At 68.9% G+C, this 25,795-nt stretch carries 26 protein-coding genes; 15 read left to right on the top strand and 11 right to left on the bottom strand.

The window, feature by feature from the left end; all coding sequences use genetic code 11:
- Window positions 1-7: 7 nt before the first annotated feature.
- From AOZ06_RS24810 to AOZ06_RS24795, 4 genes are all read right to left on the bottom strand, one after another.
- Entirely contained in the window at window positions 8-853 is an 846-nt protein-coding gene (locus tag AOZ06_RS24810; RefSeq protein ID WP_054291600.1) for a class I SAM-dependent methyltransferase, read from the bottom strand.
- 20 nt (window positions 854-873) lie between these two features.
- The gene (locus AOZ06_RS24805; RefSeq protein ID WP_054291599.1) at window positions 874-1,743 is read right to left on the bottom strand and encodes a HalD/BesD family halogenase; all 870 of its coding nucleotides are present in this window, start codon (window positions 1,741-1,743) and stop codon (window positions 874-876) included.
- 112 nt (window positions 1,744-1,855) lie between these two features.
- A complete protein-coding gene (locus tag AOZ06_RS24800) occupies window positions 1,856-2,683 on the bottom strand; it encodes a TIGR02391 family protein (RefSeq protein ID WP_054291598.1) in 828 nt (275 codons plus the stop codon).
- A gap of 27 nt (window positions 2,684-2,710) precedes the next feature.
- Window positions 2,711-6,973, bottom strand: coding sequence for an AAA domain-containing protein (locus tag AOZ06_RS24795; protein WP_169798976.1), 4,263 nt, complete (start codon window positions 6,971-6,973; stop codon window positions 2,711-2,713).
- A gap of 402 nt (window positions 6,974-7,375) precedes the next feature.
- Here AOZ06_RS24795 and AOZ06_RS24790 point away from each other — a divergent pair, with 402 nt between their 5' ends.
- Window positions 7,376-7,549 carry a hypothetical protein gene (locus AOZ06_RS24790; protein WP_157233219.1) on the top strand — a complete coding sequence of 58 codons (174 nt, stop codon included), beginning with the start codon at window positions 7,376-7,378 and terminating at the stop codon, window positions 7,547-7,549.
- An 18-nt stretch (window positions 7,550-7,567) separates the two neighbouring features.
- Here the strand turns inward: AOZ06_RS24790 and AOZ06_RS24785 are convergent, their stop codons facing one another.
- Window positions 7,568-7,975, bottom strand: coding sequence for a hypothetical protein (locus tag AOZ06_RS24785; protein ID WP_054291595.1), 408 nt, complete (start codon window positions 7,973-7,975; stop codon window positions 7,568-7,570).
- Window positions 7,976-8,158: 183 nt separating this feature from the next.
- Here AOZ06_RS24785 and AOZ06_RS24780 point away from each other — a divergent pair, with 183 nt between their 5' ends.
- Complete coding sequence (locus tag AOZ06_RS24780; RefSeq protein WP_054291594.1) at window positions 8,159-8,551, top strand: hypothetical protein; 393 nt, start codon at window positions 8,159-8,161, stop codon at window positions 8,549-8,551.
- On the top strand, window positions 8,530-8,784 hold the full coding sequence (locus AOZ06_RS24775) for a helix-turn-helix domain-containing protein (protein ID WP_054291593.1): 255 nt from the start codon (window positions 8,530-8,532) through the stop codon (window positions 8,782-8,784). The genes AOZ06_RS24780 and AOZ06_RS24775 overlap by 22 nt, the downstream gene beginning before the upstream one ends.
- Window positions 8,785-9,147: 363 nt before the next feature.
- Here AOZ06_RS24775 and AOZ06_RS24770 read toward each other — a convergent pair whose 3' ends face one another.
- The 3 genes from AOZ06_RS24770 to AOZ06_RS24760 all read right to left on the bottom strand — a co-directional run bounded on the left by AOZ06_RS24770 (window position 9,148) and on the right by AOZ06_RS24760 (window position 11,330).
- On the bottom strand, window positions 9,148-9,372 hold the full coding sequence (locus AOZ06_RS24770; RefSeq protein WP_157233218.1) for a hypothetical protein: 225 nt from the start codon (window positions 9,370-9,372) through the stop codon (window positions 9,148-9,150).
- Between the two features lie 117 nt (window positions 9,373-9,489).
- Window positions 9,490-10,398 (bottom strand): hypothetical protein, encoded by a 909-nt coding sequence (locus tag AOZ06_RS54335; RefSeq protein WP_054291591.1) that lies wholly within the window; start codon window positions 10,396-10,398, stop codon window positions 9,490-9,492.
- Window positions 10,399-10,463: 65 nt separating this feature from the next.
- A complete protein-coding gene (locus AOZ06_RS24760) occupies window positions 10,464-11,330 on the bottom strand; it encodes an ADP-ribosylglycohydrolase family protein (protein ID WP_236952390.1) in 867 nt (288 codons plus the stop codon).
- 143 nt (window positions 11,331-11,473) lie between these two features.
- Between AOZ06_RS24760 and AOZ06_RS24755 the strand changes: the two genes are divergently transcribed.
- From AOZ06_RS24755 to AOZ06_RS24725, 7 genes are all read left to right on the top strand, one after another.
- Window positions 11,474-12,379 (top strand): LysR substrate-binding domain-containing protein, encoded by a 906-nt coding sequence (locus AOZ06_RS24755; RefSeq protein WP_054296890.1) that lies wholly within the window; start codon window positions 11,474-11,476, stop codon window positions 12,377-12,379.
- Between the two features lie 82 nt (window positions 12,380-12,461).
- Window positions 12,462-12,887: a RidA family protein gene (locus AOZ06_RS24750; RefSeq protein ID WP_054291590.1), complete on the top strand. Its 426-nt coding sequence runs from the start codon at window positions 12,462-12,464 to the stop codon at window positions 12,885-12,887.
- Entirely contained in the window at window positions 12,884-13,552 is a 669-nt protein-coding gene (locus tag AOZ06_RS24745) for a DUF1028 domain-containing protein (protein ID WP_054291589.1), read from the top strand. Before AOZ06_RS24750 ends, AOZ06_RS24745 begins: the two co-directional genes overlap by 4 nt.
- Complete coding sequence (locus AOZ06_RS24740) at window positions 13,549-14,685, top strand: amidohydrolase (protein ID WP_054291588.1); 1,137 nt, start codon at window positions 13,549-13,551, stop codon at window positions 14,683-14,685. The genes AOZ06_RS24745 and AOZ06_RS24740 overlap by 4 nt, the downstream gene beginning before the upstream one ends.
- Before the next feature lie 33 nt (window positions 14,686-14,718).
- Window positions 14,719-16,086 (top strand): MFS transporter, encoded by a 1,368-nt coding sequence (locus AOZ06_RS24735; RefSeq protein ID WP_083471900.1) that lies wholly within the window; start codon window positions 14,719-14,721, stop codon window positions 16,084-16,086.
- A gap of 14 nt (window positions 16,087-16,100) precedes the next feature.
- Window positions 16,101-17,339: a flavin-containing monooxygenase gene (locus AOZ06_RS24730; RefSeq protein WP_054291587.1), complete on the top strand. Its 1,239-nt coding sequence runs from the start codon at window positions 16,101-16,103 to the stop codon at window positions 17,337-17,339.
- Window positions 17,340-17,441: 102 nt separating this feature from the next.
- Window positions 17,442-18,848 (top strand): gluzincin family metallopeptidase, encoded by a 1,407-nt coding sequence (locus AOZ06_RS24725; protein ID WP_054291586.1) that lies wholly within the window; start codon window positions 17,442-17,444, stop codon window positions 18,846-18,848.
- Between the two features lie 49 nt (window positions 18,849-18,897).
- Here AOZ06_RS24725 and AOZ06_RS24720 read toward each other — a convergent pair whose 3' ends face one another.
- From AOZ06_RS24720 to AOZ06_RS24710, 3 genes are read right to left on the bottom strand one after another with little or no spacing between them, the layout of a single operon-like run.
- Window positions 18,898-19,833 (bottom strand): LysR family transcriptional regulator, encoded by a 936-nt coding sequence (locus AOZ06_RS24720; protein ID WP_054291585.1) that lies wholly within the window; start codon window positions 19,831-19,833, stop codon window positions 18,898-18,900.
- A 16-nt stretch (window positions 19,834-19,849) separates the two neighbouring features.
- Entirely contained in the window at window positions 19,850-21,151 is a 1,302-nt protein-coding gene (locus AOZ06_RS24715; protein WP_054291584.1) for a purine-cytosine permease family protein, read from the bottom strand.
- 2 nt (window positions 21,152-21,153) lie between these two features.
- Entirely contained in the window at window positions 21,154-21,774 is a 621-nt protein-coding gene (locus tag AOZ06_RS24710) for a tRNA-dependent cyclodipeptide synthase (RefSeq protein ID WP_236952452.1), read from the bottom strand.
- Between the two features lie 296 nt (window positions 21,775-22,070).
- On the opposite strand from AOZ06_RS24710, the gene AOZ06_RS24705 reads away from it, so the two are divergent.
- From AOZ06_RS24705 to AOZ06_RS24685, 5 genes are all read left to right on the top strand, one after another.
- Complete coding sequence (locus AOZ06_RS24705) at window positions 22,071-23,003, top strand: LysR family transcriptional regulator (protein ID WP_054291582.1); 933 nt, start codon at window positions 22,071-22,073, stop codon at window positions 23,001-23,003.
- A gap of 90 nt (window positions 23,004-23,093) precedes the next feature.
- Window positions 23,094-23,441 (top strand): rhodanese-like domain-containing protein, encoded by a 348-nt coding sequence (locus tag AOZ06_RS24700; protein WP_054291581.1) that lies wholly within the window; start codon window positions 23,094-23,096, stop codon window positions 23,439-23,441.
- 46 nt (window positions 23,442-23,487) lie between these two features.
- Window positions 23,488-23,949 (top strand): thioredoxin family protein, encoded by a 462-nt coding sequence (locus AOZ06_RS24695; RefSeq protein WP_054291580.1) that lies wholly within the window; start codon window positions 23,488-23,490, stop codon window positions 23,947-23,949.
- A gap of 68 nt (window positions 23,950-24,017) precedes the next feature.
- Window positions 24,018-25,187, top strand: coding sequence for an MFS transporter (locus AOZ06_RS24690; protein WP_083471899.1), 1,170 nt, complete (start codon window positions 24,018-24,020; stop codon window positions 25,185-25,187).
- A gap of 231 nt (window positions 25,188-25,418) precedes the next feature.
- Window positions 25,419-25,784 carry a DUF3455 domain-containing protein gene (locus AOZ06_RS24685; RefSeq protein WP_236952389.1) on the top strand — a complete coding sequence of 122 codons (366 nt, stop codon included), beginning with the start codon at window positions 25,419-25,421 and terminating at the stop codon, window positions 25,782-25,784.
- Window positions 25,785-25,795: the final 11 nt, after the last annotated feature.

The following is a 25,795-nucleotide window of genomic DNA, read 5'->3' as shown; positions in this document are numbered from 1 at the left end:
CTCGCGGTCAGTGCTGACCTGCCACGCCGTCAGTGGCAGGGGTGGAACCGACACTGCCTGCAGGACGGCAGACGCGCAATTGCGCGTACAGCCAGCCAGTGTCCTCCAGGCCGTGCGGATCGATACCTTGTGCGTGCAGCGTGTCGATGACCTGGTCCTGCTCCTCGTCGGAGACGAACCGCCGCTGCCGGAACACCCGGTCGACCAGTTCGATGTCATACCCCAACGCGCGCAGGCTGTCCGCAATGGGGTCGAACGGGATCATCCGGAGCACGAAATGGGCCATCCACGGCCGCCGGTCCTCGTCGACGGTGGCCAGTTTGACGATCGTGCTCGCGCCCACGTACCCGATGCACCCGGTGGAGATCACCAGGTCGGTGCCGGACAGCCGGGCGCGCTGGGATTCGGTCAGGTCACCGGTTTCCAGGTCGGCGCAGACCACGTCGTCGAGCAGACCGGACGCGTGCGCGTAGTCCAGCGCGGACCGCGACGAGTCGAAGCCCGCGATCCGCGCTCCCGACTGTCCTTTCGCGAACCTTTCGCGGTCACGGATCAGCAACTCGTCGCGGTCCAGCACACTGGCGACCGGGTCGGTATACCACTCGTACAGCTCGTCCATGGTGGCGCCGCCGTTCAGCAGCGCCGCGTTGATGCCGTACGAGCACCCGACGTCGAGCACCCGCACAGTCCGGCCGAGCCGGGTGCGGTGCTGACGGATCAGATCGGCGAAATAGGGCTCGGCGAGCTGCGGTATGCAGTACTCGAGCTCGCGCAACGTGGTGAAGTACGCGCGTGGATCCGCCTGCGCGTAGATGTGATCGAGGGAGACTTTTCCGGTGGTGTCGAAAGGCACGCGCCGCACTCCTCTGGAGGTCAGTCGAGCAGGCGGTCCCCACGGACCGCGCGGAACTCGGCCGCGGTGTGCTCTGGTAGCACCCGGCCGAACAACTGCCTGGTGCGTTCGACACTACCGATAACGCCTGGTCGCTCGCTGTAGGCGAAGATCGCAGTGTGTCGCGCGGTGCTGCCCGCGACCTCGGTGACGCGGTGCAGGGAGTACCGGCCCTTGAACAGCTGCAGATCGCCCGGTGCCAGCGTCAGCTGACGCGGCAGGTCCGCTCGCGTGCCCGCGAGCACACCTGCGACGTCCTCGAAGTTCTCCGCGCCGGCCGAGCGGATGTTCGGGCAGTACTCGAAGTCGCCGCCGTCCGCGGATCTCTGCGTGAGCATGCTGACCGTGTACTCGTTGGTGTCGAAATGCCACGGGTGTGCGCGTCCGGGCGCGATCACGTTGAGGCAGAGCCCGGACAACGGATCCGCCAGTTCGTACAGGGAGGGCAGCCGGAAGCAGGCCGCGACGAAACGCTGAAAAGACGTGCTCGTGTACAGCCGGTGCATGACGAAGTCGGCGGGGATCTGGTCACGGGCGACGAAGGCGTTGCCGCGTTCCATCGTGACCCGCCCGGGATGGCCCTCGGGCAACGGTGTGTCGATGGCGATGTTGTACGCGTTCACCACTTCGACCTGGTCGTGGGCCAGCGGCGCGACGCTGGCGCACTCGAGCCGGACGGTGTCCCGCAGGTCGGGCCTGATGAAGTCGGGCAGCACGCAGCAGCCCACGCGGTCCAGCTCGCTGCGCGCGTGGTCGACAGCCGCACGCCACGCCGCACTGCCGGGGTCCGACAGCGGGTAACGAGCCGTGTCGACTACTTCTCCTGTTGCCGCGACGACCGGTCGACTCATGCGTGGGATCCCTTCCACTGGCTGCCGTCCTGCGATCCAGTCAAGCTTCCCGGCTGCGCGCCCCGCCTGGCTGCATTTTTGTGATCTGCTCCACCCACGGTGTACGTGCCGGTCACGGCGACTGGCAAGGTCTACGCCGCAGTTGGGCGGTGTCGAGGCGCCGGTGGACCATCGACAGCATGGTCAGCAGCTCAAGCAGTTCCTCGTCGGTGACAGTCCGCTTGAGACGCGGGTCGTGGGCCACCGGGTTGCGAAACATGCTGTTCACGCCCTTGAGCAGGTTGGCGAAACCCTTCTGCTCGTCAAGCTCGGAGTGACTGGACAACCCGTTGACGGCCAGCGGCGGATCGTCACCCGGGCACAGCGTCAGCTCGATGAGTTTGGCGCCGTCGCCGCAACAGCCGGTGCGGAGGCGGAGCTTGTCGAACACGCTCTTGGTCGCTTCCAGCACGGCGTGGAAGGCGTTCTTCTGGAGCAGTTCCGTGGTGCAGTAGTGCAGCACGTCCTTGTGCGTCCCGCGGCGCCGTAGCTCGGCGCGCAGGTTGCTGGCGTGCTGGGTGGCCTGGCTCAAGGTCTCGGCATGCCTGCCCTGCTGGACCCTGCCTGCCTCGTCGACGCGAAACCCTTCGAAGACCAGGACTTCGTTGAGCGCGGCCTGGCGCGAGGTCCACAGCGAGGGATTGTCCCGGTAGCGCACTGGTTCCATCGACCGGTTGACGAACGCGACCACACTGCCGGCCGTGCCGTCTTTGTCCTGCGCGGCAAGCAGTGCGTGCCGCAGCCGGACCCGCTTGGTGTCTCGCTGCTGGAGGTCGGGGATGTTCAGCTCGGCGAGCAACCGGGTGATCTGGGAACCGGTCATGCCGTGGTCGGTGTGGCCGAGCACGTCGGCGACACCCTCGACAACCTGGGCGTTCCACGGTGGATAGAGCTCAGCCATGCGAATCGCCCTTCCCCTGGCACGACTTCACCGGTGGTCCGCACTTGGTTCGGTGCCGATGCCCTTCGACCGGAGGACTTCCCACACATGCGCCATCGCCCGGTCCGGATCGAGCACGAACAGGCTGTGGGACACCCTGCCGAACGGCCAACCGGCCCGTTTGAGCTCCCGCACCTGACGGTCGAACTCCCGCCGGTCGTCGTCGGACTGGCTGGTGTGTTCGTCGCAGATGATCCCGACGGAGGCGGACGCTCCCCGCACGACGATGTCGATCGTGCGGTCACCGACCCGGACGTAGGGCTCGGCGTGGAAGCCTCGTCGCCGGATCGCCCGGTAGACGTGCTGGGTGAACATCGACTGGAACGGTGCGACGTGGATGTCCGCCGGGACGTCCGCGAGCATCGGTCTCCTCGCCTCGGTCTCGCCTTTCAGCTCCGTCAGCAGCCGGTACCTGAAGTCCTCGGGTTTGAGCTGGTTCACGGTCACCGACGTGAACAGCCAGAGCTGGTCCTTCGCCCGGGTCACCGCCACGTTCACGCGTTGCGCGAACGCGTTGGTCCGGTCGAGCCTGGGCACACCGGCGACCACAGTGGACAGGAAGATGACATCGCGTTCGTCGCCCTGGAACTCCGCGGACGTCCCGATCAGGATCGCCCGCGCGAGCTGCTCGTCCGGTGAGACCCTCGCGTTGAGCAGACGGGTGAGGACGGGCTGCTGGCCGTCGCCGTGCAGGGTGATGATCCCGAACGTCTTGCCGGCGTACGCCGGGTCGTCCAGGCAGTCGGCGAGCTGGCTGACCAGTTCCTCGGCTTCCCGTTCGTTGCTCCCCGCACGCAGCACGCCGTCGGGCACCTCCCGGATGACGATCGGTTCGAGGCGGTCGGAACCGAACTGCCGCAACGGCACGAGCTGGTCGTTGTAGAAGCTCCTTGACGACCACCGGATGATCTCGGGCATGCAGCGGAAGTGCTCCTTGAGCCGGATCACCGTGGACGCACGCGTGCTGAGGATGTTGTAGAGGTTGCCGTTCGGCAGGTACTGGTTGCGCACGTGCAGCGGGATGTCCGGCAGGTCGACGGCGAGCCGTTCGAACAGTTCGCCGTACTGCCGGTTGCCCACGCCTGACGGAGTGCATTGCTTGTCGTCGCCCACCACGATGATGCGCGGTGCGAGCCACAGCAGGAACAGCGAGCTCAGACTGGCTTGGCTGGCCTCGTCGACGATGACGACGTCGAACGCGTCCTGCCCCGGCGGCATGGTTTCCGCGACACGCGAGATCGGCATGATCCACGAGGGAACCGCGTCGCGGGCCGCCATCATCGCGGTGCGTTCAGCCCGCCGGTACTCGTGCTTGTACTCGGTACCGCCGCGGCCCTGTTTCCTCGCCCAGACCTGGTATGTACGCAACGCGCTGCTTTGCTTCTGGTCCATCCTGCTCAGGCAGTGCATCCACGCCTGCTCCGCGGCGAGCTTTCCCGTGACGTCGAGCAGTTGCTGCTGGGCGGCGTCCAGTTCCGGCTCCAGGCCGGCTTCGGTCGCACCGGCGTGGACGGAGTGCACGAACCGGGCGGCGGCAGCCCAGGACCACGCGTCGTCCCAGGTGTCCGCCACCTTGTCCCACTCGGATCCGTCGGGCATGGCCAGCACCCGGAGCGCCAACGCGGGGTGCGCGGTCTGCAGGCCCTGCCAGGCCGCGCGGGCTTGTCGCCGTTCGGTGATCCGGGTCCGGAGGGCTTCGATGTCCGTTGTGGCGGCGAGATAGTGGGAGTGGTCCCGGTTGTCCACCGCCTCAGCGGCGGCTCGTGTTTCGGCGGCGGCGTGGGGCTGTGTCGCCCAGTCCTGCCATCGCTGGTTGAGCTCGTTGAGTCGTTTGACGCTCGGTTCGGCTGCCCGGCGGGCTCGTGTGAAACGAATCGCCTCCAGCAGTGCCTGCCATTGCGCGTCAGTGGTGAGCACGACACGGACGCCGGACGAGGAGAGGTTGTCCCTGAGGGACTCCGTCGCCCGGTCCAGATCGGAGACCTGGCGCAGCAGCGCGTCCGAGTCGCACAACAGGCTCAACCGGGCACGCAAGGAGGGCGCGGCGACCAGCGGGACGCCCAGTTCCGCCCACAGTTCGAACAGTTCGTCGGTTTCACGTTCGCAGTCGAGGACATCGAGGACGGCTTGTGCGGCATCGACGGTGAGCGGCGGTCGCCCGGCGACGAGAGCGGACGTGACCACCTCTTCTGTCTGGCGGCCGAACGGCGTCATCCCGCGCCACCGCCGCAGCGGGGTCCCGTTCGCCAGGCCGTCCCTCAGGAGCTGGGCCTGCACAGCGAGGTACGGCAGTCTTCTGCGGTCCGGAAGGTACAGCCACACGTGCCGCGGGCCGGGTCGCCCGGCCTTCGCCCACAGTTCCCGTGCCCGCCCGGGTTTGCGGATCAGCTCCCGCCACAGGTCGAGATGGCGGCCGGCCAGGACGTTGGCGACCGCTGTCTCCGGCCAGCCGAGCCCGGCGGCACCCGCACGGACGTGGTGTGCCAGGTCCAGGATGTTCGCGACGGCCGCCCGCCACGCGCCGAGGTGCGACTCCGGGACCTTGGCTATCTTGCGGGTGATCGCCGCGGCCTCCGGCGAGAGGTCGGGGAACGTCGTGGCCTTCAGCAGTTCCTGGAACTCACTGGCCGCGGGGATCTGCCCTGGGGCGGGAACGAACGGATCGGGCCGTCGCACGGGATCCTCGCGCATCACACGCCGCGCGGTGACCAGTTGCGATGCCGTGACCGGCGGCAGGGACGGCGCGGACTCCGGCAGATCGTCCAGCCACCCGAGGGTGTCCCTGCCCTCGGTGAGCTTCCTGGCGATCTCGGCGAGAGTACCGCGGTAACCGGGGCTCACCTCACCGTGTACCTGGTGTTCCCGGTCCTGGAGAGCGTTCAGCCGCCGGAGCAGTTCGTCGACCTTCGCCTGAGCGGCCAGACGTTCACGAGTCAGCGCCGCCACGCGCTGACCGGTCTGCGTGGTGTCCGAAGTGGTCAGTCTGGACGACAGCGCGTCGATGCTGCTCTCCAGATCGCTGCCGTCCTTGCCGCCCGTCAGCGACACGCACAACGGCTGGAGATCGTCAGGTAGCCCTGCACGCAGGACACGCAACGGCTGCTCGCGTTGACTGGTCACCAGGACGCGCAGGCCTTGTGCCAGCAGCGCCGAGATCAGGTTGCGCGTGGTGTGCGTTTTTCCTGTGCCGGGCGGGCCTTGGACGACAACTGTGTTGTCGGTGCGCAACCGGGACAGCACACGACGTTGTTCATCGTTCGTGGGAAACGGGAACAGCGGGTCGTCACCGAGCACGTCCCGCACCTCGTGCCCGGTCTCACGCAGCCACTTCCGGCGTTGCTCCGGGTCCAGGTCCCACAGCAGCTGGGCCAGGCCGAGCGGGACCTTTCGTTTCTCCCGCCGCAGAACGCCCTGCATCTGCTCGAAGTACTCCACCACGTGCGTCCGGTCCCGCCGCCGGAACACGATGGCCGGTGACATGCTGACCGCCAGCCTGGCAGGCGGCTCGCCGGCGGGTTCCCGCACGTCACCGGACAGGCGAGGCGACTCGGGCAGCATCCGCTCGACCCAGCTGGCCACCAGCTTGGCGGACTGCCCGACGTGCGGCAGCGGGGCACTCACCTCGAGCTCGTCGCGGATCGACTCGCCCAGACCCGCGTGCTGGCGGATCACGCCCGCGAGGAACTGGCGATCTTCCAACTGCGGCCGGACATCGCGGTTCACCGTCACGTGCACGGCCGCGGACTGCAGGTTCACGCCCGCGGACAGCTGCTGGGTCAGCAGATGGCGGCGCACCACGGTCCCGTCGGGTGCCTTGCCGTGGATGAGACCCGCGGACAGCACCAGCTCGTACTCGTCATCGCTGTGCTCGAGCTTGGCCGCGACCTCACGGAACCTCTCGTACAAGGTACGGACCGGAGCACGTTGAGCGTCGAGCTCCCGCCAGCGTCGCCTGTCCTCCATCGCCTGCATGACGTGGGCTTCCGCATCGCGCCACGCGGGCTCGTCGACATCGACGTCGTTCCACGCGTCAGCGGACACCACACCGACCAGATCCGGCGGCATCGCCGGGCTCTCCGGCCGTGGCACAAGGGGAATCGTCAACAGCCGCCCGTCCTGGCCCGGGTCGAGGACCGCCACCTCGTCCGGCAGGTCGCTGAGCCACGTCACGAGTTCGTACTGGTCGAGGTGCACAGCTTGCTGACGTGACGACGCTGTGGTGTCCCGCAGGTACTGAACCAGCTTCGTCACCGTGCGCGCGGTCTCCGGGTCGTTCGGACTCGGTGGCACCTCGCTACCCCCTATTCGACGCCGACTGCACAGCATGCCAACCCCGAACTGCGCGGCAGAAGGCACAGGAGCATCGATTCAGCGAATCGTCGGAACTGACCGCGGCAACGCCTACGCCCGGTGACCGCCACTGCTCCGTTAGAGCCAGGCCGCCTGGAGTCAGACGCACTCCGCTGGATCTGCCTTGTCCCGGTATGGTTTGCGAGTTCCGGCGTGCCCCGATGGTCCTTAAGCCAGCACGAACTTGCGGTGAGCGACGCCGAGCAGCGCGGACGGCCGGGTCCGGCACGAGCGGATCACCGCTTTCGCCAGGCAGGACGAGGAGTCAGCGAACATTCTCGTCCCGCGGCGGTCTGCGTGTCCATGGTGGACGAACGGGCCGCGTTCGCGGAGGACCGCGTCCGAGTCGTACCCGTCGCGGAACACGCGCTGGATCCGGAGATGAAGGAGTACCTGCTCGGGATGGTCTTCCCGCTCGGACTGTTCACCGTGCAGGAGATCCGCAATCGCCGACGGCAGGCGCCTTCGACGCCGTGACCGCCCGGCGGCGGGTGGCTAGGGGCGGATGCCCCACTTGTCCTTCGTCGCCTTCCGCGACTGGGTGACGTGTCGCCAGAGCCGGTTGTTGCGTGGCACCGCGTACACCAGCCACAGCGCTGCCCCGATCATCACGATCGATTGCCATTGGAAGCCGTACTTCGCCGCAAGTCCCGACAGCAGGAAGTACCCGGAGCCGGCCACCATCAGCACGACCAGCACCGCCAGCGGCTTGACCGGGATCTCCACAGCCCTGCCGAGCATGCGCTCGGCCTGGCGCACCAACGGTTTCGCCAGCTCGGGATCGTCAGCCGGCTCGCCGTCACACAGACACTGGTTGATCCGCCTGCGCTGTTCATCGTCGAGTCCGGCGAGTTCTTTGCCGCGCATCCGCCATGACATCACCGACGTGACGATTCGTTCCACCCGGTTGCCCCCTCCAACGGTTTCCTGCTTGATCGCCGGGGGCGTCGATCTTGTAACACGGCCCTGGTCAGGGCTGGCGCGAGGGAACGTGCCGAGCTGGGCTCAGGCGGTCGCCCGCAGCCGGAAACCGCCTTCGGCGTGGTGGCCCGCTGTCAGGGTGAAGAACAGGAATTACCGGGAGGGGTGCTCAACCAGCTGCTCAACAGTGCTGTTCTCCCACCCCCGATCGCGGCGCGGGCGGACGCACTGCTGGACACCTTCGCGCATTCGGACAATCACGGGCCGTCGAACCGCCACGGCGGGGTGCCGGGGAACTTCCACGGCATCCTGCGTGACCTCGCCCGCGAACACCCGGTCGTGGTCGTCGTGGACGACGTCGAGTTCAGCGACGCCCCGTCCCTGCACAGCCTGCGTTACCTGACCAGGCGGCTGCAGGTGGGGCGTCTGATGGTGGTCTTCAGCCAGCGGCCCACCACCGAGACCCACCAGCTCGCGTTCCACAACGAGATCCTGGGCCGGTCCTATTGCGAATACGTCCCGCTGGTTCCTTGCCCGTGCACGGGGTTCAGGAGCTGATCACCGGCGGCGCCCACGAGAACGCGCCCGACGACCTCGCACGACGCGTCCACGCCGTCAGCGGTGGCAGCTCCCTGCTGAGCACTGTGGAACAGCACTTGACCCACATCTACCGCAAGCTCGCCATCGGCGGCCGGTCAGACCTGCCCAGTGTGCTCCTGCAGACCGCGGACGAATGCGAATGCGTCACCGAGGTGGCAGGACACGACGAGCGTGACTCGGCCGTCGGGTGAGCACCGGCGGCGGCATGGCAACGCGGCCGGCTCACTGGTTGACGACGACATCGAACCAGCGAGCCGGCCGCGAGGTCGTTCCGCGCGTCCACCGGCGGTGGGCTGACCCGCTCAGCCCGATCCGCCTCCTACTGGGGGACCTGGCCGCGCGGAACTGGTGATTCTCGTGCTGGCCTGCCATTTCCTGCTCGGGATCAGGAGCACCACAGGCCGTCGGCGGTGCACGCCCTTCTTCGATCTCCGCATCTCGTTGCACGCTGCGGGTACCACGCCGGATCACCGACTATGCCGAGGCCACCCGATCGAGTGAAGAAGTCCACAGTGGAGCAGCGGCGGCCCCGGTCACGCGGCTCAGCGGCCGCGTCAGGGCTTGTCGTAGTAGAAGGTCCACAGTGTACGTTCCCACGGGTCCGTCACCGGGTTGCACGGCGTCGGGTTGTACTTCATGTACTTCACCCGCACTTCCAAGCACTCCGCCTTGGTTTCGTACGGACCGGCTTGGGCCGCGTGAGCCAACGGGGCGACCGCGAGAGCGACCGCCGCGCCGATCGCCGTGGTCGCGAGTACGCGAACAAGAGGTTTCGTCATCAGACCCCCAATCGAGAAGATGATCAGATCCGCGAAGGCTACGGGCGGCGCGGCAAGCGTGTCCACGGCTTCAGTTCTGGCTGAAACGGCCGTTCCAGGGGTTCCCCGGCCGCCGGGTCAGCTCGCACTCGCCCTGGCCAGCCCGGCCCGGTACCAGTGCGGCTGGTGCTCCTCGGAACGGGGGAAACGGCTCTGCTCGAGCGCGAACTCCTCGGGAGCGGGTGCGTCCTCGAGGCCCGGTTCCTTGTTCCAGTTGTACTTGACGTCGAACCTGCCCGGCCTGATGAGCTTGTACTGCACACCGAACCAGGTTCCCTGACCCTCCACGTACATGACCCGCCGCAGGTCCTGGAACCTGTGCCACGCCTCACGAGGCGGATCCCAGTGGTGTATCCGGTCGTCGCCGTCCTTCACCAGGCCGACTCCGGCATCGCTGTGCCTGCCGACGACGCGGTACTGGATCAAGAGCCGCTGCCAGTTCGCAGGCAACGCCTCGAGCAGGGTACGGGTGAGCCGGTCGAGCATTTCCTGCTGATCCAGGAGGTTGCCCTGTTGCCCGGCCGGCTCCGCCGCGGGCTCCGCCGATGCGTGACTCCCCGTCTTCTCGGGCACCGGCCCGGCCAGCTCGATCTGCTCACGCAGCCAGCCGGGCACGTGCTCCTCGTCGCGCGGGAACAACTCCAGGTCCCGTACGTACGACGTGGGGTGGGGCCAGACGCCCCACTCCGGCTTCTCGTCGTAGTGCAGGGCGATGTCCGGTTCGCCGTCCACGCGCAGGGCGATGACAGCGGAGTACCACGTGCCCCGCCCTGGTTCGTAGCAGGCGGCGCGGTAGTCGCGCAGCTTGTCCATGAAGCCGTCCGGCAACACGAGCGAGCCCGGCCTGCCGTCCCTGTTCACCACGGAGGTGCTCGCCATGCTGGTCACCACAGTCGCCTGCACTTCGAGGCGAATGGTCTCCCATGTCATCGGAGCGGCGAACTCCAATGCCTCGCACAGCTCGTTCCGAAGCTGTTCAGCTTCCACAGCGCACGTTCCCTTCCGGACGTTCGGCTCACGGACCAGGTAGACATCTAGCAGATCTCACCGGGTCACCGCGCCGGATTGGGAAAGCCGGGCCACGCGCCCGCCCACACCGGGAGTGGCTCGCAGGCCGCCCGCCACGAACCCGGGAGGCCGTCGACGCCGACGTGGGCGGCGACGATGCCGCCGACGATGGCGCATGTGGTGTCCACATCGCCACCAGTGCCGGCCGTGATCCAGATGGCTTGTTCGTAGTCCTCGATGTTGCGCGCCGCGGCCCACAGTGCGAACGGCACAGTGTCGTGGGCGGCGGTGTAGCGGCCGTTGCCGAGTTCGCGGACGGCGATCTTCGGCGATGGCACGTGCGCCAGTCCCCTGGCGGCCCAGATCCCGTGGTGCACCCGGCCTCGGGGCACCCGTTGCAGAACCTGGTCGAGGAAGTCCCTGGGCGCAGGCGGATCGAGGTTGACGGCCAACGCGGTGGCGACCGCGACGGCGACCGCCCCGGCCACTCCGTCGGGGTGGGTGTGGGTCACCTCGGCCGACAGCGCAGCCTGGCGCGCTGCCTCGTCGAGGTCGTCGGCGAACCAAGCGCCGAGCGGCGCGACGCGCATAGCGGCGCCGTTGCCCCATGAGCCTTGGCCGTCGAACAGACCCGAGGCCAAGTCACGCCACGAGCCGCCCTCTCGAACCAGCCGCAGCAACCGGTTCACGGACGGCCCGTAGCCGCGGTCGAAGTCATGGTGGGTCGCGAAGCTCGCGGCCAACCGGTCCTGGTCGATGTGCCCGGATTGGTGCAGCACAGCGAAGACGGAGCACGCCATCTCGGCGTCGTCGGTCCACTGCCACGGGCTGGGCGGCATCTGCCGTCGTTCCAACGCGCCGCGGTTGTCGGGGATGAAGAACTGGGAGCCCAGCGCATCGCCAAGGGCCAATCCGTACAGGGAGTTCGAAGCTGGTGTTCGCCGGTCGGTTGTCATCACGATCATCTTCCCGGACATCCAGGTTGTCCGGGAAGACGTTTGTCCGGCCGCTGCCACACGTGGCAGCGGGTGTGCCGGCGAGGCAGGATGACGCGGTGAGCGAGCCCTCCTTCACCCTTGTCCAGCTCCGGTACTTCGAAGCGGCGGCACGGCACCTCAGCATGACCGCCGCTTCCCGCGAGCTGATGGTGTCGCAGTCGGCGGTCTCCACCGCGATCGCCCAGCTCGAGCGGGAGCTGGGTGTGCAGCTCCTGCTGCGCCATCACGCTCGCGGGCTGAGCCTGACCACCGTGGGCCAGGCGTTCCACCAGCGTGTCCTGGACTTCCTCGCGCACGGTGCCGAGCTCGTCGAGGCCGCGCGGCATGCGGGCGCGGGGCTTGTCGGGCCACTGGCGATCGGGTGTTTCTCGACGCTCGCGCCGTTCCGGCTGCCGGGGTTGCTGGCGGAGTTCGAACGACGGCACCCGCAGGTCGTCGTGTCCGTGCGGGAAGGCGAGCACTCGGCGCTCAAGGCCGCGCTGCGGTCCGGCGAGTGCGAGGTCGCGTTGCTCTACGGCTACGACCTCGACGACGACATCGACCGCATGGTGGTCGACACCGCACCGCCGTACGCGCTTGTCGCGTCCGACCACCGTCTCGCCGCCCGGGGCACCGTGTCGCTGGCCGAGCTGGCTGACGAGCCGATGGTGCTGCTCGACCTGCCGCACAGCCGTGAATACCTCCAGTCGGTACTGCTCGACGCTGGCGTTGTACCCGTGGTCCGGCACCGCAGCACCGGCTACGAGACCGTGCGTGCCCTCGTCGCGCACGGTCACGGCTTCGCGTTGCTCAACCAGCGCCCGCCTGTGGATACGACGTACGCCGGTGCCCAGGCGGTTCCCCTCGCGTTGACCGACGACGTCGCCGCCCTGGAGATCGTCGTGGCGTGGATACGCGGTGTCCGCGTGACCCGCCGCGCCCAGGAGTTCCGTGCACTGTGCCGCCATCTTTATGCGCACTGACCTGATTAGATCTATTTATCAGATGCATTAACCCGAAAACATCTGTTGGACGGATCAAAGCGTCCTGCGTCACGCTCAGCCGATGACCGTCCACAAGCGCGTCCGGCCGTTCAACACGCGCGACACGTATCCGGAGCAGAACCTCGACAACGACCTGTGCCAGGCCGTCGTCGCAGGCAACACCGTGTACGTCCGCGGCCAGATCGGACAGGACCTCGACACCAGCGAGTCCGTCGGGATCGGGGACGCCGCCGCACAGGCCGACCAGGCCATGGCGAACATCAAGATGCTCCTCGAAGAGGCCGGCAGCCGGATGGAGCACCTGGTCAAGCTGACGATCTACCTGGTCGACCCGCGCTACCGCGAGCCCGTCTACCGCGCTGTCGGCCGGTGGACCAAAGGCGTCCACCCGATCTCGACCGGCCTCGTCGTGTCCGGCCTTGCCCGCCCGGAGTGGCTGTGCGAGATCGACGCGATCGCCGTGATCCCGCAGGAGGAGGGCCAGTGACCTTCTCGCTCGTCGCCCGGGACGGTGACCGGTTCGGCATCGCGGCCGGCTCGTCGAGCCCGGCCGTGGCGGCCAGGGTGGCGCACCTGCGCCCCGGGGTCGGCGCGGCGGCGTCACAGAACATCACCGACCCGCGCCTCGGCACCGCCCTGCTCGACCGGCTCGCCGAACACGGCGACGCGGAACGCGCACTGTCCGAAGTGGTCGGATCCGCCGAGAACATCGAGTACCGGCAACTGACCGTGCTCGGCCGCAGCGGCAACGGTTTCGCCTACAGCGGCGGCCACACGCTCGGCACGCACGCCACCGCGACCGGGGACGGCGCGGTGGCCGCGGGCAACATGCTCGCCGGGGGCCACATCCCTCGGGTCGTCGTCGACGCGTTCACCTCGGCGACGGGCGAACTGGAGCAACGGCTCGTCACCGCGCTCAGGGCCGCCGTGGACGCGGGTGGCGAGGAAGGACCCGTGCACTCCGCGGGGCTGGTCGTGGTCGCCGACGTCGACTGGCACGTCACCGACCTGCGAATCGACTGGGCCGACGACCCGATCGACCGGCTCGCCGAACTGCTCGACGTCTGGCTGCCCCAGCGCGACGACTACGTGCGCCGCGGCCTCGACCCCGCCACCGCGCCGTCCTACGGCGTTCCCGGGGACTCGCGATGACCACGCCGAAAGCCGCCGCCCGCGCCGAGGTCGACCGGCACGCCGGCGACCTGGTCCGGCTCTCCGAACGGCTGCACGCCGACCCCGAGACAGCCTGGGAGGAACACCACGCCGCCGCCGCGGTGCCCGGCCTGCTCGACCGCGCCGGGTTCCAGGTGACGTCCCGCTACCTGGGTCTCGACACCGCCTTCTTCGCCCGTTTCGGCAGCGGACCGCTGCGCATCGCGTTGTGCGCCGAGTACGACGCCCTCCCCGGAATGGGCCACGCCTGCGGGCACAACCTCATCGCGGCCGGCTCGGTCGGTGCCGCACTGGGCCTGGCCGCTGTCGCCGACGACATCGGCGTCACCGTCGAGGTCTACGGCACCCCGGCCGAGGAAGGCGGCGGCGGGAAGATCGAACTGCTCGACCGTGGCGCGTTCGCCGACGTGGACCTGGCGATGATGGTCCACCCCGCGCCGGTCGACGTCGCCGAGGCCAAGCCGTTCGCGGTGAGCCACTCGAAGATCTCCTACACCGGGAAGTCCGCGCACGCCGCCGCCTACCCGGAGGCAGGCGTGAACGCCGCCGACGCGTTCACCGTCGCCCAGGTCGCGATCGGCCTGCTGCGCCAACAGCTTCCCGCATCGGCCCGCGTGCACGGCGTCGTCACGCACGCGGGCGACGCGCCGAACGCCATCCCGGGGCACGCCTCCGGCCGCTGGTACGTCCGGGCCGGGACGCTGGCGGAGCTCGCCGAGCTGGAACCCCGAGTGCTGCGGGCGTTCGAGGCCGGTGCGCTGGCGACCGGGTGTGAGCTGACCGTGCAACCGGAAAGCAAGCCCTACGCCGAGTTCCGCGCCGACGAGACCAGCCTCGCGGACTACCGGGCCAACGCCGTCGAACTCGGCCGGGAATTCGCCGCGGACGGTACCGCGGCACGGATGAACCGGGCCTCGACCGACATGGGCAACGTCTCGCAGGTCGTCCCCGCGATCCACCCGTACATCGGCGTCGGGTCGCTGCCCGCCGTCAACCACCAGCGCGAGTTCGCGGCGGCGTGCGTCGGCGGCATCGCCGAGCGGGCGTTGCTCGACGGCGCCGTGGCGCTCGCGTGGACGGGCGTGGACCGCGCGACACGGCAAAGCGTCTGACCGTCTGTGCGAGAACCGGTTCAAGGAGGCACCATGACCGCACACCCCGCTCCTCCGGCCGAGGAGCTCACCGAGGCCACCATCGATCCGGCGATCCTGCGGCGCAGCATCGCGGCAGGCGCGGTCGGTGTCTTCGTGCACTGGTTCGACTGGGCGGCCTACGCGTACCTGGCGAGTACGATCGCCACGGTCTTCTTCCCGTCCAGCGACCGGACCGCCGGGCTGCTCGCGGTCTTCGGCGTGTTCGCCGTGTCGTTCGGCATCCGGCCGATCGGCGCGCTCGTGTTCGGTCCGCTCGGCGACCGGATCGGCCGCAAACGGACGCTCTCGATCGTCATCTTCGTGATGTCGGGCGCCACCCTGGTGATCGGCCTGCTGCCGGGCTACTCGACGATCGGCATCGCCGCGCCGGTCCTGCTGGTCGTCCTGCGGCTGGCGCAGGGCTTCGCGGCAGGCGGGGAGTTCGGCAGCGCGGCCAGTTTCCTCGCCGAGTACGCGCCGCGCCGCCGCCGCGGGTTCGGCGTCAGCTGGCTGGAAGTCGGCTCGCTGCTCGGTTTCCTCGCCGGGTCGTTCGTGTTCCTGCTGCTGTCGGTCGGGTTGTCCGGTGAGCAGGTGGCGACCTGGGGGTGGCGGATCCCGTTCCTCATCGCCGCACCACTGGGGATCATCGGCTTCGTCATCCGCGACAAGATCGAGGACACGCCCGAGTACCGCACACTCGAGGCCACCGGCAACATCCCGCGCAGCCCCATCAGGGAGCTGTTCCGCGACAACTGGAAACAGCTGCTGCAGGCCGCGGGCTTGATGACGATGATGCACGTGCCGTTCTACGCGGTGCTGACCTACCTCGTCACCTACGAGACCGACTACCTCGGCCACTCCCCCGGCGACGCCGCGCTGCTGTCCACGGTGATCTCGCTGGTGGGTCTCGTGCTGGTACCCGCCTTCGGCGGGCTCTCCGACCGGGTCGGCAGGCGTCCGGTCCTCATCGGCGCCGGGATCGCGCTGCTGGTCCTCGCGACGCCCGCGTTCCTGCTGATGCGCACCGGCGTGGCGGGCACCTGGGTGGCGGCGCTCGGCCTCGGGGTCGTCCTCGCGGCCATTCTCGGCAGCTACGCGGTGTGGTCGGCCGAGATCTTCCCGACCCGCACCCGCCAGGGTGGCCTCTCGATCGCGTACAACGTCACGGCGGCCCTGTTCGCCGGGACGGTCCCGTACCTGATGACGACGCTGATCTCCGCGACCGGCAGCACGATCGTGCCCGGCCCGTACCTGATGGTGGCGGCCGTGATCGGCCTCGCCGCGGCCTTCTCGCTGCGTGAGACCGCGGGAACACCGCTGCTGCAGGCAGGCGACGTCGCTTCTTCGTCCACGCAGGACCCCGAGCGGATCGGGACGTGAAAGGAAAGGGTGGCATGTCCAGCCAAGAAGTCGATGTCCTCGTCGTCGGCGGTGGTCAGGCCGGTGTGGCGATGAGCGAGCACCTGAGCGACTGCGGTGTGCCGCACCTGGTCCTGGAACGGCACCGCGTCGCCGAGCGCTGGCGGTCGGAGCGGTGGGACTCACTGGTCGCGAACGGACCCGCGTGGCACGACCGGTTCCCCGGTATGGAGTTCCCCGGCCTCGCACCGGACGCCTTCGCCTCGAAGGACCAGATCGCGGACTACTTCGAGTCCTACGCGGCCAAGATCGCCGCGCCGATCCGGACCGGTGTCGAGGTCACGTCTGTCCGACGGCACCACGGCAGGCCCGGTTTCCGGGTGGAGACCTCGGACGGCTCCCTCGACGCGCGCTTCGTCGTCGCCGCGACCGGGCCGTTCCAGCGCCCGGTGATCCCGCCGATCGCGCCGGGCGACGCAGGCCCCTTGCAGCTGCACTCCAACGCGTACCGCAACCCGCAGCAGTTGCCCGAAGGGGCTGTGCTCGTCGTCGGAGCCGGATCGTCAGGCGTGCAGATCGCCGAGGAGCTCCACCGGTCCGGGCGGCGCGTCTACCTGTCCGTCGGCCCGCACGACCGGCCGCCGCGCAGCTACCGCGGACGTGACTTCTGCTGGTGGCTCGGGGCCCTCGGCAAGTGGGACGCGCAGACCCCGCCGCGCGGAGCCGAACACGTCACCATCGCGGTCAGCGGCGCACGCGGTGGCCACACCGTGGACTTCCGCGCCCTCGCCGCCCTCGGCATCACCCTCGTCGGCCTGACCACCTCGTTCGACAACGGCACAGTCCGCTTCGCGCCGGACCTGGCGACCAACATCGCCAACGGCGACGCGAACTACCTCTCGCTCCTGGACGAGGCCGACGCCTACGCCGCGCACAACGGCTTGGACCTCCCCGGGGAACCGGGGGCGCGCGTGCTGGGGGCGACCCCGGCCTGCGTGACCGATCCCCTCCTCCAACTGGACCTCGCCACCGCTGACGTCAACTCGATCGTGTGGGCCACCGGCTACGCCGTCGACTACAGCTGGCTGCAGGTCGACGCGTTCGACGAGAACGGCAAGCCCAAGCACCGGCGCGGTGTGTCGGCCGTGCCCGGCGTCTACTTCCTGGGACTGCCCTGGCTGGTGCGGCGGGGATCGAGCTTCATCTGGGGCGTGTGGCACGACGCGAAGTTCGTGGCCGACCACATCATGACCCGGCGTGCCTATTGGCACTGACGCGTCCGCGATAACGCGCAGGCATAGGGAAGTGGCAATGGCAGGGCGTGGCCGGGTCCGCCGAGACTGGCCGGACCATTTCCCGGACCTGAGAGGTTTCCGATGGCTGTGCGGATCCGGCGAGCGTTCTCGTCGGCCACCCTGCTGCTGTGCGGCCTGTCCCCGTGCCCGGCCACGGCACACGCGGACGACACAATCGGCACCGACGGCTACGTGCACGTCGCCCCGAACGGCGTCGTGCTCGGCGTCGACCCCTACTACCCCACCGACGGCAACGGCGGCTACGACGTCGCCGACTACACGGTCAACCTGGCCTACGACCCGGTTGCCCGTTTCCTCAACGCCAGGACTGTCGTCACGGCCACCACCACCCAGCGCCTCACCCGTTTCGATCTCGACCTGCGCGGCCTCGTCGTGACTTCGGTGAAGGTCAACGGCGTCGCCGCGGCCTTCACCCGTGCCAAGGAACACGAACTGGTGATCACGCCTGCCGCCGAACTGGCCGCGGACACGTCGTTCACGGTCGAGATCGTCTACTGTGGACGTCCTCAGCCGGAGTACACCCCACGGCGAGGCGCGACCGGGTGGCGTGTGTCGGCCACCGGCGGGGTGTTCGCCGCGGGCGCGCCGCATTCGGCGACGACGTGGTTCCCCGTGAACGACACGTCGGCGGACAAGGCCACCTTCCACGTGAACGGGACGGTCCCGAACGGCTGGGCCGTGGTGTCCAACGGCGTGCGCAAGTCCATCCACAATGGACAACACCGGTGGGCCGAGGAGACCCCGATCACGCCGTCGGCCACCATGATCGGTATCGACCGGTTCACCGTTCGCGAATCCGGCCTGCCCGGCGGTACCCCGGTCCTCGACGCGTTCGCGCCCGGCACCGACGGCACGCTCGCCGCTGCCCTCCCGAAGGTCATGGACTTCCTGACCGGCGAACTCGGCCCCTACCCGACAGCGTCCACGGGCGGAATGTACGTGCCGGACCGGATCTTCTACGCGCATCCCTCACAGGGCCGCCCGGTGTACGGCGGCAGCGCGGACCAGTCGGCGTTGGTGCAGGCGATGGCCGCACAGTGGTGGGGCAATCAGCTGGCCATCAAGATGTGGAAAGACCAGCCGTTGGTCGAGTCGTACACCCGATACCTGGTGTGGCTGTGGGACGAGGCGAACGGCGGCCAGGCTGTCGAGCAGCGCTACCAGGACGGCATGCGCCGCGCGGGCGCGGACCCGAGGTTCTGGGGGCGCGAGCTGGCCGATCCGGGCGTCGGCAAGGAGTTCTCGGTCACCGACAAGGGCGTTTTGATGGTGCACGCGCTGCGCAAGCACATCGGCGACGAGAAGTTCTTCGTGGTGCTGCGTGAATTCCCGGAGATCGCGGTGTCGCTCAACCAGGGCTGGTACGACTGGGAGCTCTACACCGCGGCAGTGGCCGACATGGACCTCACTGCCTTCCACGAAGCCTGGGTGCACGGCACCACGGTTCCCCCGGCCGGCCTGCGCTGATCAGCAGGGCAGGGGTTTCCTCCGGCAACGCCCGGCGGAAACCCCGCGGTCAGGCCAGGTAACGCGAGTAGACGGGCGATTCCTCGCACTCCAGCCGGTAGGCCAGCGCGGCATCCGCGACCATCTCGCGCGCGCAGTCGGCGAACTCCCCCTCCCGGTGCCACACCAGCAGGAACCTCCGCGACAGGGCTCCGTCCGCCAGCAGACGGCCGGCGAGCTGCTGGTGCCCCTCGCACGCGGCCTGCGACAGCCCGACCGCGCCGTTGCGCACCGCTGCCACAGTCATCCCGTAGGACTCCGAGATGTACCGGACCCGGGGCGTGAAACCCTTGCGGCGGCAACATGCGTGGAAGTACTCGTGGAACCTGGACGAGTCCGGCGCGGGCAGCACCCATTCCTGCTCCGCGAGCTGGTCCAGCGCGATCACCTTGTGCCGCGCCAGCGGGTGGTCCTCGCGCAGCAGGACAAGCGTTCGGTCGTGCGCCACCACCGCCGTTCCCACCGACGCGGGCGCGACCGTCTCGTACCCGGGGTAGTCCTTGACCACGCCCACTTCCAACCGGCGCTGCGCCACCAGGTTCACCACGAGGTCCCGGCAGTCGCTGTCGAACAGCGACGCGCCGGGACCGGTCGACATCCGTTGACCCACGATCGCCGGCAGGTGGCCGAGGATCGGCGAGCACACCCCGCCGACCCGCACCACCTCCGACGGGCCGGTGCGGGTCTCGATGTCCCGCACCAGCCCCTCCATCAGCGGGAGCACCGCGCTGATCCGGTCGAGCAGCAACTCGCCGGTGGGGGTCGGCGCGACGGACGTGGCGTGGTTGCCCCGGTCGAACAGCCGCTGCCCCAGCGTGTTCTCCAAGCGCTTGAGCTTGCTGCTGACCGCGGGCTGGCTGATGCCGAGCAGCACCGCTGCTTCCGACAGGCTGCCTGCCGCACCGATCGCCTGGACGAGCCGCAGGTGGTGGACATCGAGTTCCATGCCGTCACTTCCCCGTTCAGCGGTGAGTGTCGACCCGGGATCCGGGCACCGGCCGCGTGATCCCGGCCGTCCTGCCGACCACAGCGTACAGCGCGAACGCGGCCACGACGGAGTTGATCGTCGGGATCCCGACCGGGACCAGGAATCCCACCGCCGCGCCCGCGACCCAGCACACCAGCGAGACGGGCACCCAGTCCGGCGGGTCGCCCGGCAGCTCGCCGGCCGCGCGTGACTCGTCCAGCTGGGCGCGCCACGTCCGCACCACGAAGTACTCGGCGATCATGATGCCCGCGACCGGCGGCGTGATCACCCCGATCCAGGTCAGGAAGGCGGTGAAGTGCTCGAGGATGCCCAGCGCGGAGAGCAGGGTCCCCAGCGCGCCGAGCCACATCGTCGCGCCGGACCGGCCGATCTGCTTGCGCAGCAGCACGTCCACCGTGTTGACCAGGCCGAGCGACGCCGAGTACAGGTTCCAGTCGTTGATCTTCAGTATCGCCGCGACCATGATCAGCGTACCGATCACGCCGGAGTTGGACATGATCACCGCGACCACGTCCGCGCTGCGGGCGGCGTGCGCGAGCAGCACACCGGTCAGGCCGATCAGGTACTCGCCGAGGGTGACGCTGATCAGGGTCTGTTTCACCACGTCGCTGGGACGCCGGTTGAACCGGGTCATGTCGGGTGTCATCACCGCGCCCATGATGAACGCGCCCGCGACGAGCGTGGTGCCTTGCGCGAGGCTCAACGCGGGTCCCGGCGCGGGCATGTCGACCAGGTGCGCCACATCGTGCCTGCTCAGCTCGGACACGATCGTCCACGCGGTGAGCAGCAGGAAGGCGGGCACGGTCAGGTACGCCGTCCACGCCATGGTGTGGAACCCGGCGACCACGATCGCGGTCACCGCGACGCCACCGATGACGGCCCACACCCAGACCGGCGGCCCGCCCATCAACGTGCGCAGGCCGTGCGCGAACACGTCGTTCTGCACGCCGAACCACCCCGCGAGGCTCAGCGTCACCAGCAGCCCGACCAGCGCGGAACCGCGGGCGCCGAACCCCGTCCACCGGGCCAGCACGGACGTGGACACGCTTTCCCGCACGCCCGCGATGCCCATGAGGATCGTGACGACCTCCAGCATCACCGACCCGAGGGTGATCGCGAGGACCGCGTCCCAGAACGTCATCCCGAAGCCGAGCGTGGCACCGAGCAGGAACTGGTGGAACGCGGACACCTGCCCGAACCGCTGCACGGCGACGGAGAACCACGAGGTACGGGCCTCGTCGGGCAGTCTGCGCAGCGAATAGTCGTCGTGTGCCATCGTCACGCCGCTTCCTCATCGGCGCACAACACGACGAATCCCTGACCGGGATGCGGCTGCCAGGCCAGTTCGCGTGCGTAGAGCCGTTCCAGGAAGACCACCCGCTGGTGGTAGGCGAACACCGAGCTGTCCACCCCGGCGATCGCCGGGGTGTCGATGAACATCGGCAGTTCGGCCAGGAAGTACAGGACGGCACAACGCAATTGGGCGTCGGTGGGCGACTGCCCGTCGGGTAACCGCCGGTCGAGCACCCAGCGAGTGGCCTCAAGGCAGTGCTCGCCGAACTCCTCGTCGGTCGCGAACCGGTCGTGCGCGTCGCGCAGGAGGTGCTGGTAGCGGTCGTTGCGGGCGAGCGCGGCGCCGTCGAGCACGTGCTCGCCGGGCTCGGTCACGCCCACTTCCTCCAGCGCGCGGTGGATTTTGTTGAGCACGTACTGGCCCTGGCGGGCGGCCTTGCGCCGGGCGCGGGCAGGTTCGTAACCCAGCGCCTCCAAGGTGTACACCGCCGCGCGGTCGGGTACGAAGAAATGGAAACGCTCGAATTGCCGCAATGCCCAGCGGGCGAGTGCGGTGACGCGTTCCACCGTGAAGTAACTGTTGAAAGGGCTCACGCCGATACACACGTGCCTGCCACTTCGCAGTGGCGCGGCGCAGTGTTCGGTCAGCGGAGTTGTCAGCAACACCGTCGACTCCGAAAATGTATTCACAGGGGCAGGGAAATCCGGATCCGCTCACTATCGGCACGAACCGGCGCGCCAGGTACTGCCGAAAAGTCATGCCGCCGTCTTATGCGCGCGGTACGCCGAAGCCCGCCATCACGCCCGCCCGGAGCAGACGCTGCCGCCCTTCGGCACACCGGACTTGGACCGTTCGCCCCAATCCGGTGACAGGCGCCGCACGGCGCGTCTAAATGAGCGATATGGAACTTCAGGTCCGGCACCTGCGGGTGCTGCTCGCCATCGCACGGGCGGGCAGCCTCAACCGCGCGGCGGGCGAACTGCGGCTGGCGCAGCCCGCGCTCAGCCACCAGCTGCGCAGGATCGAGCAACTGGTGGGCGACAAGCTGTTCGACCGCGGCCCGCACGGGGTGCGGCCCACCAGGATCGGGCGTCTCCTGCTGGCCCGTGCCGAGGCGATCATCCCGGCGTTCGACGAGCTCGACCGGGACTTCCGGCGACAGCAGCCCGCGCACGGGCACGTTCGGATCGGCTGGAACGACAGTGCGCTCGCCTCCGACGTGTTCCACCGCGTCCGCCAGTTGCTGCCGGGCAGCGAACTCACCACCCGCTCGGATCTGTCGCACAGCAGGCTGGTCACGCAGGTCGCGAGCGGGTGCGTGGACCTCGCGCTGGCGATGATCTGCGGTCAGCGGTCGCTGGCCGTGCCGGACGGGCTGCGCGCCGAGCGGGTGGTGGCGGAACCGTCGTTCGTGGCGATGCCGTCGACGCACCGGCTGGCCGCCGCGCCGGTCGTGGACCTGGCGGACCTGGCCGAGGAGCGGTGGATCGTGTCCAGCTGCGGCGACGGCTGCCGGATCGTGTTCCGTGAGATGTGCCTGGCGCACGGGTTCACCCCGCGCATCGCGCACGACGTGGACACGCTGCGGTTCGGCCTGGTGCGCGGCGGCCACGGGGTGTGCCTGGTGCAACCGACCACATCGGAGTCGGCCGGCACCGCGATCCGGCCGCTGGCAGGCAATCCGATGACCGTGCAACACATCCTGGTGTGGCGGGCCGACCACCCGTCCGGTGACCGGTTCGACGCCGTGCACCGCGCCGCCGTCGACGACTACGCCCGCCTCACCGCCGAGAGCGACCGCTACCGCCGGTGGCTGGATAACGACGTGACATAGCCGTCTGGCAGTGGGCGCGCACTTCCCGTCCGGCCACACTCGGAATCGGCGCGAAACGCTGCGCCGACCGGGCCGGAAAGGGATTCTTCAATGTTGCCGTTGATCACGCGGGACGAACTCCGGAATGGCATCGACGCGGGCACACTGGTGGTGGTCGACACCATGCCGGTGGCCTATTACGAGCAGGAGCACCTGCCCGGCGCGGTGAACATCCCCGGTTTCCCCTACGAGCAGGCAGCCGGGTTCACCGACCGGTACGCGCCGGACGTCCTGCCGGACAAGTCCGCCGAGATCGTCGTGTACTGCGCGAACGTGCCCTGTCGCAACAGCGAGTTCGTCGGCGCCCGGCTGCGTGAACTCGGCTACGCGAACGTACGCGAATACCGCGAGGGCATCGAGGACTGGGTCTCCGCCGGGCTGGCCACCACCTCCGGCTGATCCGCACACCGTTGCCCCGTTGTTCCCTGCACATCAAGGAGCTGTCATGTCCCTGCCCAAGAACTGGCTGCGCGCGGGCGTCGCCGCCGTCGCCGTCGCGGCCTCGGCACTGCTGTCGACGCCTGCCACAGCCGTGCCCGCCGCCGACACGAACGTCGTGGTCAACGCGGAGAACGTCGTCACCGTGACGTCCGCGAACTACAGCCAGGTGATGGAGATCTCCAAGACCAAGCTGGTGATCCTGGACTTCGGCGCCACGTGGTGCCCGCCGTGCCGCCAGCTCAAGCCGGTCATCGAGAAGCTGGCCGGGCAGTACGGCGGCCGGTTCCTGCTCGGCGAGGTCGACGCGGACACCAGCCGTGACCTGCTGTCCCGCTACCGCATCCAGTATCTGCCCACCCTGGTGCCGGTGCGCGCCGCGGCGGAGCTGCCGAACTCCCGGATGATCGGGTTCAAGGGTGAGTCCGCTCTGCGGACGTGGATCGACGCCCAACTGGCAAAGGGCTGATCCGATTCCCCGCGCCCCGGCACGGCCAGCCCACCGCGCCGGGGCGTCAACCCGTGGAGGGACATCCCGTGCCGCAGGAGAAACTGCCGTTGCGAGCGCTGCTCGCGCTCACGTTGACCGTGTTGTTGGGCTGTCTGACCGAAGTGCTGCCTGCTGGGCTGCTGCTGGGCATGTCCGAGGATCTCGGTGTGTCGCCGTCCACGACAGGGCAGCTGGTCACGGTTTACGCCATCACCACCGCGATCACGGCGATCCCTTTGACCGCCGTGACGTCCCGGTCGCCGCGCAAGCGTGTGCTGGTGGCCCTTGTGCTCGGGTTCGTCGTGACGAACGTCGTGATCGCCGTATCTCCTTGGTATGAGGTGATTCTGGGTGCACGTGTGGTGTCCGGTGCCGTGACCGGGGTGATGTGGTCGCTGGTCGCGGTGTACGCGATGCGGATCGCACCACCGGCGCTCGCCGGGCGGGCATTGGCCGTGGCGATGGCCGGCACGCCAGTGGGTTTCGCGGCTGGGGTGCCCGCGGGAACCGTGCTCGGCGATCTTGTCGGCTGGCGCTGGTCGTTCGCTGCCATGGCGGTGATCGCGGTGCCGTTGCTGTTCTGGGTCCTCGCTGTCGTGCCCGCGGTGGCAGCAGAACCCACCGGAGCGGTAAGGACGGCTGTGCCTGCGATGCGGCCAGTGCTGGTGATGGTGTTCGTGTACTCGCTGGGCCACAACGTGCTCTACACCTACCTCGGTCCCGTCCTGGCCCGAATCGGACGGGAAACCCTGTTGAGCACAGTGCTTCTGGCGTTCGGCGCGGCGGCGGTGTGCGGGATCGCCGCGGTCGGCTCGGCATTGGACCGGTATCCACGCGCGGTCCTCTGTGGGTGCTCGGCGCTGACCGCCTGCGGAATCGCCCTGCTGGCGTTGTCCGGCAGTGTCGTCACGGTCCTGCTGGCGTGCGTGTTGTGGGGCTTGGCGTTCGGTGGCGCACCCACGGCGTTTCAGGCAGTCACCGCCTTGGTCGCGGGACGGCACGCCGACAGGGCGCAATCGTTGACCATCGCGGCGTGGAACGGGGCCGTGGCAGGCGGCGCGGCCTCAGGCGGGGTGATTCTGGACCACTTCGCGCCCGCGTTGCCGTGGACCGCCGCCGCGTTGCTGGCGGTGCCGTTGCTGGCGGCGATGAAACTGTCGTTGCCGACTGGAGTTCCGGGTGAGTTGGTTTCCGACCTGTCCGGGAAATTGCGCTGAACCGTGACGGGGTCGGGTTCGTGTGGGTAGCGGCCGGTGACCGCCACCAGGCCGAAACACACGGGAGACCACGAGAAAATGAGTCGGGTTCGCAGAACTTCCGCAGCTCTGGCAACCGCGGCGCTCGCGGCCGTCGTTCTGGGTGCGGCCGCCGCACCGGCTGCCGCCACGCATCCCCCGAACGCACCCGCAGTCCTGAAGGTTCCGGAGGGGAACAAGCTGAGCACGGTCATGGCCGCGCGTGGAGTGCAGACCTACCAGTGCACGAACAACACCTGGGTTTTCCTCCAGCCCGACGCGATCCTCACCAGCCGGGCCCGTCCCGAGGTCCTGCATTCCAAAGGCCCGGTGTGGACCTCGGTGCTGGATGGCAGCTCGGTGACCGCGACCGCTGTCGCCACCTCGCCCGTGCCCAGGGCGATTCCCGAGCTGCTGCTGCGCGCCACCGGCAATCGCGGACCCGGCAAGCTCGGCAAGGTCACGTACATCCAGCGCCTCAAGACCAGGGGCGGCGCCGCCCCCAGCGTCCCGTGCACTGAGGGCATCACCGCTTCTGTGCCGTACACCGCCGACTACGTTTTCTACATGCCCGCGTAAGGTCCGTCCTC

It is taken from the genome of Kibdelosporangium phytohabitans, assembly GCF_001302585.1.
Lineage (GTDB): Bacteria > Actinomycetota > Actinomycetes > Mycobacteriales > Pseudonocardiaceae > Kibdelosporangium > Kibdelosporangium phytohabitans.
The sequence above is the reverse complement of the archived record's forward strand: the minus strand, read 5'-3'. Positions and strand labels throughout refer to the sequence as shown.

Bases quoted from the DNA above. Each gene is read 5' to 3' on its own strand.
- AOZ06_RS24805 (WP_054291599.1), bottom strand. From the start codon at position 1,743: ATGAGTCGACCGGTCGTCGCGGCAACAGGAGAAGTAGTCGACACGGCT.
- AOZ06_RS24800 (WP_054291598.1), bottom strand. From the start codon at position 2,683: ATGGCTGAGCTCTATCCACCGTGGAACGCCCAGGTTGTCGAGGGTGTC.
- AOZ06_RS24790 (WP_157233219.1), top strand. From the start codon at position 7,376: ATGGTGGACGAACGGGCCGCGTTCGCGGAGGACCGCGTCCGAGTCGTA.
- AOZ06_RS24770 (WP_157233218.1), bottom strand. From the start codon at position 9,372: ATGACGAAACCTCTTGTTCGCGTACTCGCGACCACGGCGATCGGCGCG.
- AOZ06_RS24750 (WP_054291590.1), top strand. From the start codon at position 12,462: ATGACCGTCCACAAGCGCGTCCGGCCGTTCAACACGCGCGACACGTAT.
- AOZ06_RS24740 (WP_054291588.1), top strand. From the start codon at position 13,549: ATGACCACGCCGAAAGCCGCCGCCCGCGCCGAGGTCGACCGGCACGCC.
- AOZ06_RS24735 (WP_083471900.1), top strand. From the start codon at position 14,719: ATGACCGCACACCCCGCTCCTCCGGCCGAGGAGCTCACCGAGGCCACC.
- AOZ06_RS24730 (WP_054291587.1), top strand. From the start codon at position 16,101: ATGTCCAGCCAAGAAGTCGATGTCCTCGTCGTCGGCGGTGGTCAGGCC.
- AOZ06_RS24725 (WP_054291586.1), top strand. From the start codon at position 17,442: ATGGCTGTGCGGATCCGGCGAGCGTTCTCGTCGGCCACCCTGCTGCTG.
- AOZ06_RS24720 (WP_054291585.1), bottom strand. From the start codon at position 19,833: ATGGAACTCGATGTCCACCACCTGCGGCTCGTCCAGGCGATCGGTGCG.
- AOZ06_RS24715 (WP_054291584.1), bottom strand. From the start codon at position 21,151: ATGGCACACGACGACTATTCGCTGCGCAGACTGCCCGACGAGGCCCGT.
- AOZ06_RS24705 (WP_054291582.1), top strand. From the start codon at position 22,071: ATGGAACTTCAGGTCCGGCACCTGCGGGTGCTGCTCGCCATCGCACGG.
- AOZ06_RS24700 (WP_054291581.1), top strand. From the start codon at position 23,094: ATGTTGCCGTTGATCACGCGGGACGAACTCCGGAATGGCATCGACGCG.
- AOZ06_RS24695 (WP_054291580.1), top strand. From the start codon at position 23,488: ATGTCCCTGCCCAAGAACTGGCTGCGCGCGGGCGTCGCCGCCGTCGCC.
- AOZ06_RS24685 (WP_236952389.1), top strand. From the start codon at position 25,419: ATGGCCGCGCGTGGAGTGCAGACCTACCAGTGCACGAACAACACCTGG.